Origin of the sequence: Kitasatospora sp. NPDC005751 (assembly GCF_040630835.1) — a bacterium.
Classification (GTDB): Bacteria; Actinomycetota; Actinomycetes; order Streptomycetales; family Streptomycetaceae; genus Kitasatospora.
Map to the genome: position 1 here is coordinate 1 of NZ_JBEXYC010000054.1, position 13,288 is coordinate 13,288.

Genomic DNA, 13,288 nt, shown 5'->3' on the forward strand with positions numbered 1-13,288 from the left:
GGTTGAGCCCGGAGGACGTCGAACGGGCCGACCGCTACGTGCAGTTCGCCATGGTCGCGGCGGACGAGGCGATCGCCGACTCGGGCCTGGACCTGCCCGGGAGCACCCTCTACGATCGTCGGGTCCGCCGGCCGGTTCGCCATGGGTCCGGGGGCCGCCGGACCGTGGTCGAGGCAGAACGGGGGTGCCTTGGTGAGGTGGCGACGGCGCACGAGGGCCGGCACCGGCCCCGAGCCCGTGGCGACGGCCGAGGCCGTCCCGCTCCCCGAGGAGCGTCCCGCGGCGGTGGCGGCACATCAGTGGAGCCATCGTTGGGGGCCCTGGGCCGAGCAGTGGCAGGACTGGCTGCGCCGCTCCCCCGTCGGGGTCGACCTGCTGGTGTGGTGGCGGGACGAGGGGGGCGACCTGCTCGCCCTCGTCGGGCCGCAGCGCTACCTCCAGCGGCTGGCCGAGCTGCTGTCCCGCGCCTCACCGCGGGACGTGGCGGCCCTGGGGATCGGGTGCACCCGCCGCATCGACCGGCCGTGCCGCGATCCGGGGACGTGCGGCCAGGACCGGGCCGACGACGACCCGACCGCCGCACCCCGGCACCGCACGGGTCCGGTTCCGGGCGCCTGCAGCGGATTCAAGGACTGCTGGAGCGCGTACGGGATCGACGTCGAGTTCACCGCCGACGACCGGCACCGCGCCGTGCACCTCCAGGACCCGTCGGACCACTCCAGGACGGACGTCTGGGTGGACGGCGTCCGGGTGGCGGACGGGATCACGCTGGACAGCTCGGGCTACTGGGTGGACGGACGGTACTACGTGGTCCAGGCCGAGGGCCCGCAGGACCACCCCGAGCAGAGCCACACGATGGGACACCTCTGCTGCACCGTCCTGTCGCTGGTCGTCCACGACGCCGAGCGGGCCGTCACGCGGATCCTCGTGCCCCGGGCCACCGAGGCGTGGACCGATCCCGAACTGGGCCGGGACGGCGACACCTTGTGCGTCTACCCGAGCCGCGGGGCCCGTGCGGCCGGGCGAGCGGACCGCGTCCTCCCCGTCGAGCCGCTGCCGCCCTCGCCGTCGCGCTGACCGTGGCGGAGGGGGGCGGCCGGACCGCGGGTGCCCGTCACAGCATGACGAGCAGCTTGGTGCCCGTCACCAACTTGCGGTTCACCGACGTCGACTGGACGAACACGGTGTACGACGGGTTGTCACCCGGCTTCACCGTGGCCTCCGCCGACGGCAGGCCCAGGAGCCGACGGGCCGCCGGACCGGAGAACACCCTGCCCGTCATCCGGCCGGTGGCCGGGTCCTTCTCGGCCACCGCGAGCTGCTTCGAGCCCTGGATCTTCTCCCGCTTGGACAACTCGTAGTAGGCGCAGCCGGTCTTGTAGGGGTGCCCGGCGCCGGTGACGAAGTCGCGGATCGGCATCGCCTCGTCGACCGGGACCAGGATGTACTTGCCGGCGTCCAGGGCGTCGAGATTGGCCGTCACGTCGGCGGTGCTCAAGTCCTGGCCCATCGCGAACAGGTTCCTGGTGCCGCGCACACCCTGCTCGCGGCCCCGCAGGAAGCTCGTGGCGGCCGACTTGACGGTGCCGATCGCCTCCTCGACGCCCTTGCTGGAGTCCGCGTCCCAGATCGCGATGTTGCCCGCGGGGAAGCCGTACTCCTGAGCGGTGCGCTTGGCCAGCGAGTTCGGGACCAGGATCGCCGACGTCCAGTGGTCGGGGAGGTCGTCCATGGCCTTCTGGATGCGGCTCAGCCACGTGCTCAGCACCGTGCTGCCCCGGCCGCCGTTCATCTGGGTGTGCATCCGGCCGTTCTGCGAGAACCCGGAGGCGTTCTCCTCACCGTCGGTGACGACGACCTGGAGGAAGGAGTGCTCCCCGTACCCCTCCCAGATGTTCTTCAGGTCGTCGACGGACTTCACGGCCGCCTCGATCAGCGCCGTCGCACCGCCGTTGACCTTGTAGAGACCGCGCAGCGACGGCAGGTGCTTGACGTCCATGTCCCACACCAGGTTCTCCACCTCGTGGTCGAACGCGTAGAGGCTGATGCGGGTCTCGTGACCCAGCCGGTCGGACTCCTCCTGAAGGCCCTTCACGAATTCGTCCACCACGCGAACAAGCTGCGCCGCGTGCTGGCGCATCGAGCCGGAATTGTCGACCACCAGGGAAACGTGGTTGACCTTGTGCTTGATCCTGTTCGCAGACATTCTTCTACCCCTTGTCCCAACGCGCTCGCGACGCCTTCCGGCGCCCCCTCCAACGTTGGTTCCACACTACGGTGAGGCACTGACAATCCGCCCTGACCTGGGTCTTCGCCGCCCACTGACGACCCGTCTGATGCGCCTGCCCGAGGACGGGAAACCGGAATGCGGCGGCGGGCACGGGTCGGACGAATCACCGCTCGTCGCCCGGCGGTCACCCGAATTCGGAATACCGCACCCGCCACCGTCCGGCGCGGATTTCCTCGCCGTCGACCTCGCCCCCTCCCGAACGCGGACCGCGACCCGGTCCAGCGGTCATCGGCCCGGTCCGGACGCGCAGAACGCCCGCCGGGACCAGGCCCGCCGGACGCTGCTGGAGAGGTGCCGGGCCCTCAGACAAGGGCGACGACCAGGAGGAGGAACGCGGTCACGATGACGGCCACCCGCAGGTAGTGGAGGCGGTCCCAGCGGCCGAGCTGCTCCCGCCAGTCCGCCGGGGCGCTCTCCGGCGTCCAGTGCGCCGCCCGGGAGTTGATCGGCACGAGCAGGGCGACCGACATCACCACGCTGAGGACGAGCAGCCCGGCGGCCGTGGCGACCAGCCCCGCCCCGGCGTCCCCCCAGGTCACGGCGGACCACGCCACGCCGAGCACCACCGACCCGATGTACCAGAACGGCATCACCCGCCCGAGCAGCCGGGCCCCCTCGCTGCGGGCGGCGAGTCCGCCGTTGTGCGGCAGCCCGTCGACGATCGGGTTGACGAAGACCGCCACCGCGAACTCCACACCCACCAGCAGGCCGACGACCACGACCGTGACGACGGCCAGTGCGTTCTGCATGTTCCCTCCCCAAGTTCGGACCCCGCGCCTTCTAGCGCCGCTAGGTCATGGGGCAATGCTAGAGGTGTCGCCGCTCGAATGTCTAGCGCCGCTAGCCTCCAAGGTGCGGCGGGTCGCCCCGGCCGCCTTCTCCCCGGGACGTCGCCCCGACCTCAGCCGCCCGCCGGACCGCCCCCGGCCGCCGCGACCACGTACCAGTGGGCCGGCAGCGCGACCCGGGAGCCGTCCGGGTGGTGTTCGCTCATCGCGAGGTCCGTCCCGCCCTCGTCGAGGATCTCCAACCCGGCGCCGCGCAGCAGCCCGGGCATCTCCCCCGGCGTGACCTCGGCCGGGCGCAGGTCGTGCTTGCGGACCTGGCGGAGCTTCTCCGGCGGCCCACCCGGCCGTTCGGCGACCTGCTGGAGCACCGTCTTCGCGGCGGCGGTCGGCTCGACCACGAAACCCCGGCCGCGCCGGCCGAGCAGCAGGGCGACGGCGGCCGCGACCGGTGGCCGGTCCGCCGGTTCGCTCTGGTGGAGCACCGCCCGCAGGTAGACGTTGGCGTCGCCGAGCCGGTCACCGAGGCGCCGTACCCCCGCCAGGTCGGTGAGGTCGAGCTGCTCGAACTCGGCCACCCCGTCGCGGTCCGCCCGACGGGCGTGTGCCACGGCCGAGGCGGACAGGTCGACGCCCACCGCCCGGGGGAACCGGCCGGCCAGATAGCGGGTCTGGGTGCCGTTGCCGCACCCGAGGTCGACGATGGGCAGCGTGCGGTCGGCGTGGCTCGCGAACAGGGCGGTGTGCGGGGCGGCCGTCAGCGCCGGATCCGCGTCCCAGAACGGCTCGCCCGGCTCACCCGTGTTCTCCGCCCAGAACCCCTCCCACGCGCGTACGTAGCGCTCCGAATCACTCATCAGCTGGTCTCTCCCTGGGTCGTGGCAGCGGTGACAGCCTCCATACCGGCCCCCGCGGCGGCGGAAACCGGCCGACCGAAACCTTCACCCCACGTTCGACCCCGCACCGGCGAAACCACCCGATCGGTGACTCCCGGGCGGGCGAAGGCGCCGGGCGATGGCGGCGGCCGACGGGGCCGCCGCGTTTCGGACGTCCGTGTTCACCGCTGCGGAACCGAACACCGACCGCCCCGCCGCCGTCCACGGGCGTGGACGGCGGCGGGGCGGAAGCCGGGCCCCGGGGGCGGATCAGCCGACGTCGATGCCGGTGACCGCCGGGGCGCCCATGCCCACCGCGTCCGCCTCGTACCCGGCCGCCGCGAAGGCTCGCCTGGTGAGGTCCAGGGCCGCCTCACCGGCGGCCGTGCGGTCGGCCGCCTCGACCTCCAGGCGCAGCACGAACGTCCCCTCCGGCTCGTCCAGGGTCAGCACATCGAGGTCGGGGACCTCCTCCGTACCGACCTCCTCGGGATCGGCGCCGCGCACGACGGCCAGCAGGGTACGGCGAGCGGAGTCGTCGACCGGCCGCTGGACTGTTCCGGGAATGGTGATCACATAGCTGCCCATGCCCTACATGTCACCCGAGCCCGGCGTCGCAAACCTCGGCGGGGCCGTGCGCCCCCCGGATGTCCGTGCCCGATGTTTCCTCCCAGTTCAGAGGCACGATCATCCACCCAGGTCGGCAGTCGGCAGGACTCCCGGCGGTTCCGACCACTGGGGCGACCACGCGCCTCGCGCGCGGCCCCGAGGCTCATCGCCCGCGCCGGCCGGAGATCGTCCGGTCGCGTCGCCAGCCGGAGGGGTCTGCCGCCGGCCGGCCTTCGGGGCGGCTACGCAGGCCGTCGTGCCCCGGGCTCCGGGCTCGCGCCGGGCAGCCGGGTGCGGAACGTGGTGGTGTCCGGTGTGTCGAGGACGGTGAGGGTGCCGCCGTGGACGGTGGCGATGTCACGTGCGATGGACAGGCCGAGGCCGGAGCCGCCGTCGTCGCGGCTGCGGGCGTCGTCGAGGCGGGTGAACCGCTCGAAGATCCGCTCCCGGTCGGCGGGGTCGATCCGGGGGCCGTCGTTGCTCACGTCCAGAACGGCGTACCCGGTGGCGCTGTCCTCGAACAGGCGCACGGTGACGCGGTGTCGGGCGTGGCGCCGGGCGTTGTCGAGGAGGTTGGTCAGCAGGCGCCCGAGCCACAGGGCGTTGCCCGTGACGGTGATCTCGTCCGGGGCGTCGAGGACGACCGGGTGGGGCTCGGGTCCGTAGGCCCGCGCGGTGGTGCGGACGAGTTCGGTGAGGCGGACCGGCTCGTCGGGGTGGTGGTGGCCGCCGGCGTCGAGACGGGCCAGGAGCAGGAGGTCGGTGGCGAGCGACTGGAGCCGTTCGGTGTCCTGGAGCGCGCCGGCCACCAGGTCGGCGCGCACCTCGGCGTCGGGGTGGGTGAGCGCCACCTCCAGCTGGGTCCGCAGCACGGCGAGAGGGCTGCGGAGCTCGTGGGAGGCGTCGGCGATGAAGCGGCGCTGTCGGGTGCCGGCCGCCTCCAGGCGTTCGAGCATGGCGTTCATGGTGCCGGCGAGGCGGGCGATCTCGTCGTCACTGCGTGGGTCGGGAACGCGCCGGTCGAGGTCGCGGTCGCCGATGGCGGCCACCTCGGCGCGGATCGCCTCGACCGGCCGCAGGGCGCGGCCGGTCGCCCGCCAGGTGAGGGCGCCGACGGTGAGAAGCAGGACGGTGCTCAGGGCGGCGAGGGCGCCCGTGGTGAGGTCCTCGGCGGCGTCCGCGGTGCGCAGGGAGGCCCCGACATGGACGGTGGCGGGCCCGGTGGGGGTGGCGGCGGTGACCGTGGTGACGCGCTGGTGGTGCTCGTCGCCCAGGGCGCCGAGGTTGAAGGTGTCGTGGCCCTCCCGGTGGCCGGCGGGGGTGAGGGCCGGGTGGCCCGCCAGGTTCTGGCTGGCGGCGACCACCGTGCCGTTCGCGTCGACGACCTGGATGAAGTCGGTGCCGTGGTCGAGCGGCAAGGGGTTGCCGAGGTGCCCGTCGGTGGCGAGCCGGGCGACGGCCTGGGCCTGTTCGCGGGCGCCGGTCTCCACGGTGCGTTCGAGGTTGACGCGCAGCAGGAGGATGACGGCGGCCGAGGCGACGGCGAGGACGACGGCGACGCTGAGGCAGGCGGCGGCGGTGGTCCGGGTGCGGACCGAGCGCGGGGCCAGGCGGTCCAGGAGGGCCACCGTGCGGGGGTGGCCGAGGAGCCTGCCGAGGGCGGTGCGGGCCCGGCGGTAGGCGGCGGGCCGGCGGGGTGCGGGGCCGGCGGTCGGGTCAGCCACCGTCGGCCGCCAGGCGGTAGCCGGTACCGCGGACCGTCTGCACCGAGGCCCTGCCGAAGGGGGTGTCGATCTTGCGGCGCAGCGCGCTGACGTGCACCTCGACGGTGTTGGGGTCGCTGTCGAGGGCACTGTCCCAGACGGCGTCGAGGATCTCGCGCTTGGAGACGGCCTCGCCGGCCCGGCGGGCGAGGTGGTCCAGGACGGCGAACTCGCGGGGTGTGAGCGCGATGGCGGTGCCGGCCCGGGTGCAGGTACGGGCGGCGGAGTCGACCACGAGGTCGCCCAGGACGGTGCGCCGGGGTGCGCGGCTGCCGATCCGGCGGGCGAGGGCCTTGAGGCGGGCGACGAGGACGACGAAGGAGAACGGCTTGGACAGGTAGTCGTCGGCTCCGGTGTCCAGGGCTTCGGCCTCGTCCCACTCGCCGTCCTTGGCGGTCAGCATCAGGATGCCGGCGTCGCTGCCGGCGGCCCGCAGCCGCGCGCACACCCGGTACCCGTTGAGACCGGGCAGCATGATGTCGAGCACGATCACGTCGTAGGCCTGGTCCATGGCCTTGGCCAGGCCCGAGAGGCCGTCGTGGGTGATGTCGACGGTGAACCCCTCGGCGGTCAGCCCGTGCTGCAGCGCCAGGGCCAGTCGGCGCTCGTCCTCCACCACCAGTACTCGCATGCCCCCAGGGTGGCAGGTCCGCGGACCGGGCGGCTGAAGGTGCCTTCAGGTCTTCAGCTGTCCTTCAGCAACGCCCGGTCATGCTGGCCGTACCGTCCGGGCGCAGGTCCCGGGCCTTGTCACAGGATCGGGGTGGGCGCAGTGAGCGAGCCCAGAGGCGGGACGCGGTCGCCGCAGGAGCCGGGCGGCGGCCGGGGCCGGCAGGCCGTGGTCCTCGGCCCGGACGGTGTCCGGCACCTGGTGACCGTCGACGGGGCCACCGGCACGGTCACCGGCGACGCGGTCCTGGGCGGCTGATCCACCGGGACGGCGCGGCCGGGCCGCGCGCGGAGACACCGCGACCGCGCTCCGGCCGCGGCCGCCCCGACTGGCTCGAACAGCTCCCTCTGGAAAGGCGCAACCCCGTGATGCTCTCCTCATCCGCCCTGCTGGCCGTCAATCCGCTGGACGCGAGTTCCCTTCTCGGCGCGTTCGGCGCCCTGGGCATCGCCGTGGTCCTCTTCGCGGAGACCGGTCTGCTGATCGGCTTCTTCCTGCCGGGTGACTCCCTGCTGTTCACGGCGGGCCTGCTGTGCACCACCGGCTCGCACAGCGGACCGCACCTCGACCTGGCCCAGGTCCTGACCGCGTCCGCCGTCGGGGCCCTCGCGGGTGCCCAGGTCGGCTACGTCATCGGGCGGCGCGGTGGCAGCGCGCTGCTCGCCCGCTCCCGCAACAGACGGCTGCACGAGGGAGCTCTGCGGGCCGATGAACTCCTCACCCGCTACGGCCACGGCAAGGCCGTGGTCCTCGCCCGGTTCGTCCCCGTGGTCCGCACCGTGCTCAACCCGTTGGCCGGAGCCCTCGGGGTCGACCTCCGCACCTTCACGATCTGGCAGAGCGTGGGTGGCCTCGTCTGGACCCTCGGTCTCGTCCTGGCGGGCTACGCGCTCGGCTCGTCGGTGCCCGATGTCGACCACTACCTCCTGCCGATCGTCGGCGTCGTCATCGCGGTCTCCCTGCTGCCCCTCGTGCTCGAAGTCCTCCGCTCGCGCCGCCGCCGGGAAGCCCGATGACGGCCGCCGCCACCGCGCTCGCCCTCGACGGCCGCCCGATCGACGCCGGCCTGTACCTGCGCGCCGACCACTGGGCCCAGCACCTTCCCGCTCCCGCCCGGGAGGTGATCACCGCGTTCTCCGCCTACGGGCTGGGACTTCTGGCCGTCCTGCTGCTCTGGGCCTGGTGGCGCGCCCGCGCCGACGACGGCGCCGCCATGGCCCGGGCTCTCGGCGCGCCGCTGGTGGTCACCGCCGTGTTCGCCGCCGACACCGTCCTCAAGACCCTGCTGCACGAGCCACGGCCGTGCCAGGTCCTCGACGCCGGCACCACGCTGGAGGCGTGCCCCGGCACCGGGGACTGGTCGCTGCCGAGCAACCACACCGTCATCGTGTTCGCCGGCGCCGCCGTACTGTGGCAGGTCAGCCGCCGCATCGGCGCGCTAGCGCTGCTCCTGGCCGCCGCGATGGGCGCCTCCCGGGTGCTGGTCGGCGTCCACTACCCGCACGATGTCGCGTTGGGCGCGCTGGTGGGCGTCTGCGCCGGATACGGGCTCGGCCTCCTGGCCGGGCGGGGCGGGGGCGTGGTGGACCGGGCCCGGTCGGGCGGCGCGCGCCGGTGGCTCACCGCGTGACCGGCCGCCGACGGCTCGCCGTCCTCGCCGGGAGCTGGGCGGCGTTCGCCGTGCTGGCGGCCGTACTCGCCGCGCACGACTGGGCACCCTTCCCGTTCGAACGGACCGGCGTCGACTGGAGCGTCGCGCACCGCCCGCCCGTCGCCGAGACGGTGGCCCTCGCCGTCACCTCGCTCGGCACGGGCGTCGCGCCCTACCTCCTGGTGCTGGCCGCGGGCCTCGTCACGCTGCGCGCCTCCCCCGCCGCCCGGTCCCGCCGTGCGACCGCCGGGACCGTGCTCGCCCCCGTGCTCTGCCTGGCCGCGGGCCAGTTGCTGCGCCAGGGCCTGATGCACGCCTTCGGCCGCCCCCGGCCGCCGCGGACCGACTGGGCGTTCACCGCCTCCGGATTCGCCTTCCCGTCCGGACACGCCTTCACCTCCGCGCTCTGCGCGGGCCTGCTCGCCCTCGCCGTCGCCCGCGCCCACCCCCGGGCGGCCCGGGCCGCCGTCGTGACCGCGGCCCTGTTCGCGGGCTCGATCGGCCTCAGCCGTATCTACCTCGGGGTGCACTGGCCCCTGGACGTCCTCGGCGCCTGGCTCCTCGCCGCCGGCTGCCTGGCCGCCGCCTCGATCGTCCCGCGTCCCCCGACGCGACCGAGGGCTCCCGCGCCCGAAGTCCCGTAGCGGCCGGCCCAGCCTGCGCACGGCTCGACGGGGAACCCGGCCGTGCCGCGGTCTCACACCCCTGCCGCACCGCTCGGACGGCGACCGCCCCCGGCCCGGCCGGGTCGCCCGGTCCGGGCTCCTGATCCGCCGAGGTCCCGCGCTTCCCCCGGAGCGCGGGGCCTCGGTCGCACCCGCGGGGAGCCGGTTTCCGGTTCCCCGCCTCGGTCGGCCACGGACGCGCACCTGGTCCGGCCCGGCCGACCGGCGGCCGTTCGGGCCCCGGAGGCCGAACGGGGATCCGACGACGCGGACGCTCCGGGAACGGCGGTGGCCCGACCCCGGGAGGTCGGGCCACCGCCGTACTGTGCTGCTGGACGGCAGGTCAGTGCTGCCAGACCCGCACGTAGTCGACCTGCATGTCGGCCGGGGTCGCCGACGGACCGCCGCCGGACCAGACGGCGTTGTTCAGGATCAGGTACTGCGGCGACGAGCTGATGCCGGTGGTGATCTGTCCGACCTGCTTGCCGTCGTAGAAGTAGGTCACCGAACCCGGCTTCCACTCGGCGCCGTAGGTGTGCCAGCCGCTGTAGTTGCTTGTGGCGCAGCCGCCGGGGCCGCCGGACGGCGAGTGGTAGTGGTAGCAGGCCTGGCCGCCCAGGCCCTCCATGACGTCCATCTCGCCGTCGGCCGGCCAGTTGTGACCGTCCGTCCAGAACGCCGGCCAGTTGGCGATCTGCGAGCCGTCGGCGGGCAGGTGGATCCGTGCCTCGAAGGCGCCGTAGGTGAACTCCGCCTTGCCGTTGGAGGAGAGCATGCCGGATCGGTACGGGTAGGTCTTGCCGTTCACCACGGTCGGCTGCTGGGCGATGTTCAGGTGCAGCGAGCCGCCGCTGACGGTGGACTGCGACGGGGCGTAGGCCGCCAGCTCGATGTCGGGGTTGACCGGCTGCGTGGTGCAGGTCTGGCAGCCGAACCAGTTGGGCGTCCACTTGGCGCTGTCGACGGTGCTGCCGTTGAACTCGTCCGCGAACACCGGGCGCCAGCTTCCCGCGATGCCCAGCGGACCGCCGGTGGAGCCGGTGGGGGTCGGCGTCGGGGTCGGGGTGGGCGTCGGGGTGGGCGTCGGGGTGGGCGTCGGCGTCGGGGTGGGCGTCGGGGTGGGCGTCGGCGTCGGCGTCGGCGTGGGGGTCGGCGTCGGGGTGGGCGTCGGCGTCACGGTGCCGCCGCTCGACGTGAAGCTGTGGACCGGCGTCAGGTTGTGCCAGCCGTCCGAGGCCTGGTAGGCGACGAAATAGGTGTACGAGCCGCTGGGGAAGGTCCGGCTCTTCGGCGTGACGGTGGTCTGCCGGGTGCCCAGCGTGGTGGCGACGGCCCCGGGGAAGTCGTAGTTGGCGCCGCTCGCCGAGCGCACCGCGATGGTCAGGCTCTGCAGTTTGAGCCGCTTGTTCGCGTGCACCTTGGCGGTGGCGGTCACGGCCGAGTCCGGCGCGGGCGAGGTCGGCGTGATGCCGAGCGAGTCGACGGTGACCGGGCTGGTGGCCGCCTCGGACTGCACCGCCCAGGTCGCGGTGCCGGCGGTCACGGCCGCGGCCGCGAGTCCGGCGACGGTCAGCCGCTTCCACGCCGTCGGCGCGCCCCGGCGGTGTCGGGCGTTGTTTCGCAGGGTTCTCATGCTGTGGCAGTACCTTTCCTGCCCCCCTGGAGAGCCGCGGGCCCCGTCCGCGGCAGGAGCGGAGGAGAGCCCGTCGAGGGTGGAGCTTGTGCGAACGGACGCGTCCTTCGCAAGCCGCGGAGCCCGGGCCCACCCCGTGCAGGCACCTGGGGCGACTGCCTCTCCACGGGCGAACCAGCAGGTCAGAGCGGGCATGAGGGCCGCCTGCGGGAACACCTGTGAGGTGCGGCACAGGTGACCGGGGCCACACGGGGCGTCCGCTCGGCGGGCCCCGCCGGCCCGCCCGGCCGACCCGGTCACGCGGTCGGCCCGGCAGGCGACGGGCATGGGCGCCAGCCAACGGCCGACGGGCGCCCGCGGTCAGGACTTGCGCCAGAGCGCCCAGCCCTGCGCCCGGTTCTCCTTCGCGACGTACCACTCGGCGGGGTGCTCCGGCCAGTACCCGTCGGTGGCCTTGCCCTCCGGGGCCGCCGGGGTGACCAGGACGGTCGCCTCCGCGGGGACGGGCTGCCAGCGCGGGTCGCGGTACCAGACCCGGCCCAGGTAGACCTCGAAGGCCTGGGCGTTGCGCAGACCCCCGTCGAGGTCCCAGGCCAGGACCACGTTGTCCGTGGGCTTGATCCCGGAGGCCTTGGTGAAGCCGGTCGCCAGCGGCTTGCGGTAGTTCGCGTGCGGGTAGCTGACCTGTTCGGTGATGGTGGCGGTGGCGAAGCCGGCGAACAGCGCGAGGGAGAGTCCGATCGCCCAGAGCACCCGGCGCCCGCCCGCGGCCAGGAACAGGACCACCGCGCCCAGGACGACGAAGGCGGCGACGGACGAGCGCATGACGTTCAGCCGCATCCAGTCGGTGGCCAGGAAGGTGACGTCCGGCAGGGCCCAGCCGATGAACAGCTTGGTGGTCAGCGCCGAGCCCGCGGACCAGACGACCAGCTTGCCGAGGAGCACCGTGAGGCCGACCGTGACGGCCGCCGTGACGGCGAGCCGGCGGCGGCCGAGCCGGGAGAGCACGGCGGCGCCGACGACGAAGGCCGCCGGGACCAGGAACGAGAGGTAGCGGGCGTAGACCCAGTCGTCGACCCGCCCGTCGTCCGGCAGGGCGGCGGCGGAGGCGAGCGCGGTGCCGACCAGCAGGGCCGCCAGCACCCCGCCGACGATCCGGTCCGGCCGCGGGAAGCGGCCGCTGAAGAGCGCGAACAGGCAGACCACGACCGCCAGGCCGCCGATGCCCCAGGTGGAGACGATGAAGTACCAGATCTGCCCGGCCACCCGGGTCAGCGTCATCCCGGTCTTGTCGGGGTCGGTGAGGCCCTTCCAGAGGTAGCCGCCGACGTCGCTCGGCTCGACGGTGAACTGGCGGTCGAGCCACCAGGACAGCGCCTTGACCCCCACCACGCCGACGCCCAGGGAGCCGAGGCCGACCAGCGTGGTGCGCCACGGGGCCCAGCGCAGCGCCAGGACCCCGACGAGGACCACTCCGGTGAGCGCCACCACCACGCCGCCGCGGTCGTGGGTGGCCATCGTGTACGCGGCGGCCGCGCCGGTGCCGGCCGCGTACCAGGAGCGGTGCTTGACCGGGCCCTCGCTCAGCCAGCCGTGCAGGCACAGCAGCCAGGCCAGGATCAGCACCGGCAGCACGGTGTCCGACATGACGAACTCGGAGTAGAAGATCACCGGCGGCAGCAGCGCGGTGGCCCCGGCGAAGACGTACGCCAGCAGCCGGCGCAGGCCCAGCCGGCGCAGCGCCAGGTAGGCCAGCGGGAAGACCAGCGCGTTCAGCAGCGCGTTGATCCCCATGATCAGGTGATAGGCCATGACCGGGTCGTCGGCGATCCGGAACGCCGGGGAGATCAGCAACGGATAGCCGCCCGGGATCACCACACCGACCGGCATCTCGGTGGTCGGCCGGCCGGCCAGCACGCGGGCCAGTACCAGGTAGGAGTCCTCGTCAGGGTGCACCGAGGGGTAGCTCAGGTGCCGGACGAGCACCAGGCGGAAGAGGACCTCGACCGCGTATCCGGCCACCAGGACCACCGGCCAGAACCAGCGCCGGCCGCGGGCCACCTCGAACCGCAGCGCCACCAGGCCCAACAGGCCTGACAGGCCGTCGGCGGGACGGGCGGGCCCGGTGGTCTCCGTGGCACCGGCCCGGCCCACGTCGGGGACGGCGGGCCGCGGCAGGGTCTGCGGCTGCGTGGAGCGTTGTGTCATGCAGCTACATATATAGGCTACCGACATATAATGTCCAGAAGAGCAACCCGCCGCAGCGGCGGACCCCGGAGCACCGCACGCCGACGGGGCGTTCGGGTGCGCACCGAGGCTCCGGGCGCTCCGGCACGAGTCCGCAGAG

13 protein-coding genes are annotated in these 13,288 nt (G+C 73.9%); 5 read left to right on the plus strand and 8 right to left on the minus strand.

Annotated features, from left to right (window positions below; genetic code table 11):
* Window positions 1-285 precede the first annotated feature (285 nt).
* Window positions 286-1,077: a hypothetical protein gene (locus ABZ497_RS30100; protein WP_359809718.1), complete on the plus strand. Its 792-nt coding sequence runs from the start codon at window positions 286-288 to the stop codon at window positions 1,075-1,077.
* A 37-nt stretch (window positions 1,078-1,114) separates the two neighbouring features.
* Here the strand turns inward: ABZ497_RS30100 and ABZ497_RS30105 are convergent, their stop codons facing one another.
* The 6 genes from ABZ497_RS30105 to ABZ497_RS30130 all read right to left on the minus strand — a co-directional run bounded on the left by ABZ497_RS30105 (window position 1,115) and on the right by ABZ497_RS30130 (window position 6,953).
* Window positions 1,115-2,206, minus strand: coding sequence for a vWA domain-containing protein (locus ABZ497_RS30105; protein WP_329491648.1), 1,092 nt, complete (start codon window positions 2,204-2,206; stop codon window positions 1,115-1,117).
* Window positions 2,207-2,592: 386 nt separating this feature from the next.
* On the minus strand, window positions 2,593-3,039 hold the full coding sequence (locus ABZ497_RS30110; RefSeq protein ID WP_359809720.1) for a DUF1772 domain-containing protein: 447 nt from the start codon (window positions 3,037-3,039) through the stop codon (window positions 2,593-2,595).
* Window positions 3,040-3,191: 152 nt separating this feature from the next.
* Window positions 3,192-3,932, minus strand: a complete 741-nt coding sequence (locus ABZ497_RS30115) for a class I SAM-dependent methyltransferase (RefSeq protein WP_359809721.1) — start codon at window positions 3,930-3,932, stop codon at window positions 3,192-3,194.
* Between the two features lie 288 nt (window positions 3,933-4,220).
* On the minus strand, window positions 4,221-4,538 hold the full coding sequence (locus ABZ497_RS30120) for a hypothetical protein (protein ID WP_359809723.1): 318 nt from the start codon (window positions 4,536-4,538) through the stop codon (window positions 4,221-4,223).
* 263 nt (window positions 4,539-4,801) lie between these two features.
* The gene (locus tag ABZ497_RS30125) at window positions 4,802-6,283 is read right to left on the minus strand and encodes an ATP-binding protein (RefSeq protein ID WP_359809725.1); all 1,482 of its coding nucleotides are present in this window, start codon (window positions 6,281-6,283) and stop codon (window positions 4,802-4,804) included.
* Window positions 6,276-6,953, minus strand: a complete 678-nt coding sequence (locus ABZ497_RS30130; protein ID WP_329491643.1) for a response regulator transcription factor — start codon at window positions 6,951-6,953, stop codon at window positions 6,276-6,278. Before ABZ497_RS30130 ends, ABZ497_RS30125 begins: the two co-directional genes overlap by 8 nt.
* Before the next feature lie 141 nt (window positions 6,954-7,094).
* Between ABZ497_RS30130 and ABZ497_RS30135 the strand changes: the two genes are divergently transcribed.
* The 4 genes from ABZ497_RS30135 to ABZ497_RS30150 all read left to right on the plus strand — a co-directional run bounded on the left by ABZ497_RS30135 (window position 7,095) and on the right by ABZ497_RS30150 (window position 9,287).
* Window positions 7,095-7,250: a hypothetical protein gene (locus ABZ497_RS30135; RefSeq protein WP_359809728.1), complete on the plus strand. Its 156-nt coding sequence runs from the start codon at window positions 7,095-7,097 to the stop codon at window positions 7,248-7,250.
* A 110-nt stretch (window positions 7,251-7,360) separates the two neighbouring features.
* Window positions 7,361-8,008, plus strand: coding sequence for a DedA family protein (locus ABZ497_RS30140; protein WP_359809730.1), 648 nt, complete (start codon window positions 7,361-7,363; stop codon window positions 8,006-8,008).
* Window positions 8,005-8,622, plus strand: coding sequence for a phosphatase PAP2 family protein (locus tag ABZ497_RS30145; RefSeq protein ID WP_359809732.1), 618 nt, complete (start codon window positions 8,005-8,007; stop codon window positions 8,620-8,622). The genes ABZ497_RS30140 and ABZ497_RS30145 overlap by 4 nt, the downstream gene beginning before the upstream one ends.
* Complete coding sequence (locus ABZ497_RS30150; RefSeq protein WP_359809734.1) at window positions 8,619-9,287, plus strand: phosphatase PAP2 family protein; 669 nt, start codon at window positions 8,619-8,621, stop codon at window positions 9,285-9,287. Before ABZ497_RS30145 ends, ABZ497_RS30150 begins: the two co-directional genes overlap by 4 nt.
* A gap of 364 nt (window positions 9,288-9,651) precedes the next feature.
* Here the strand turns inward: ABZ497_RS30150 and ABZ497_RS30155 are convergent, their stop codons facing one another.
* Together ABZ497_RS30155 and ABZ497_RS30160 are read right to left on the minus strand one after the other, a co-directional pair.
* Complete coding sequence (locus ABZ497_RS30155) at window positions 9,652-10,941, minus strand: glycoside hydrolase family 16 protein (protein WP_359809736.1); 1,290 nt, start codon at window positions 10,939-10,941, stop codon at window positions 9,652-9,654.
* Between the two features lie 360 nt (window positions 10,942-11,301).
* On the minus strand, window positions 11,302-13,149 hold the full coding sequence (locus ABZ497_RS30160) for a phospholipid carrier-dependent glycosyltransferase (protein ID WP_359809738.1): 1,848 nt from the start codon (window positions 13,147-13,149) through the stop codon (window positions 11,302-11,304).
* Window positions 13,150-13,288: the final 139 nt, after the last annotated feature.

Coding starts and splice junctions, on each gene's coding strand:
- ABZ497_RS30105 (WP_329491648.1), bottom strand. CDS start 2,206: ATGTCTGCGAACAGGATCAAGCACAAGGTCAACCACGTTTCCCTGGTG.
- ABZ497_RS30110 (WP_359809720.1), bottom strand. CDS start 3,039: ATGCAGAACGCACTGGCCGTCGTCACGGTCGTGGTCGTCGGCCTGCTG.
- ABZ497_RS30115 (WP_359809721.1), bottom strand. CDS start 3,932: ATGAGTGATTCGGAGCGCTACGTACGCGCGTGGGAGGGGTTCTGGGCG.
- ABZ497_RS30120 (WP_359809723.1), bottom strand. CDS start 4,538: ATGGGCAGCTATGTGATCACCATTCCCGGAACAGTCCAGCGGCCGGTC.
- ABZ497_RS30130 (WP_329491643.1), bottom strand. CDS start 6,953: ATGCGAGTACTGGTGGTGGAGGACGAGCGCCGACTGGCCCTGGCGCTG.
- ABZ497_RS30140 (WP_359809730.1), top strand. CDS start 7,361: ATGCTCTCCTCATCCGCCCTGCTGGCCGTCAATCCGCTGGACGCGAGT.
- ABZ497_RS30145 (WP_359809732.1), top strand. CDS start 8,005: ATGACGGCCGCCGCCACCGCGCTCGCCCTCGACGGCCGCCCGATCGAC.
- ABZ497_RS30155 (WP_359809736.1), bottom strand. CDS start 10,941: ATGAGAACCCTGCGAAACAACGCCCGACACCGCCGGGGCGCGCCGACG.
- ABZ497_RS30160 (WP_359809738.1), bottom strand. CDS start 13,149: ATGACACAACGCTCCACGCAGCCGCAGACCCTGCCGCGGCCCGCCGTC.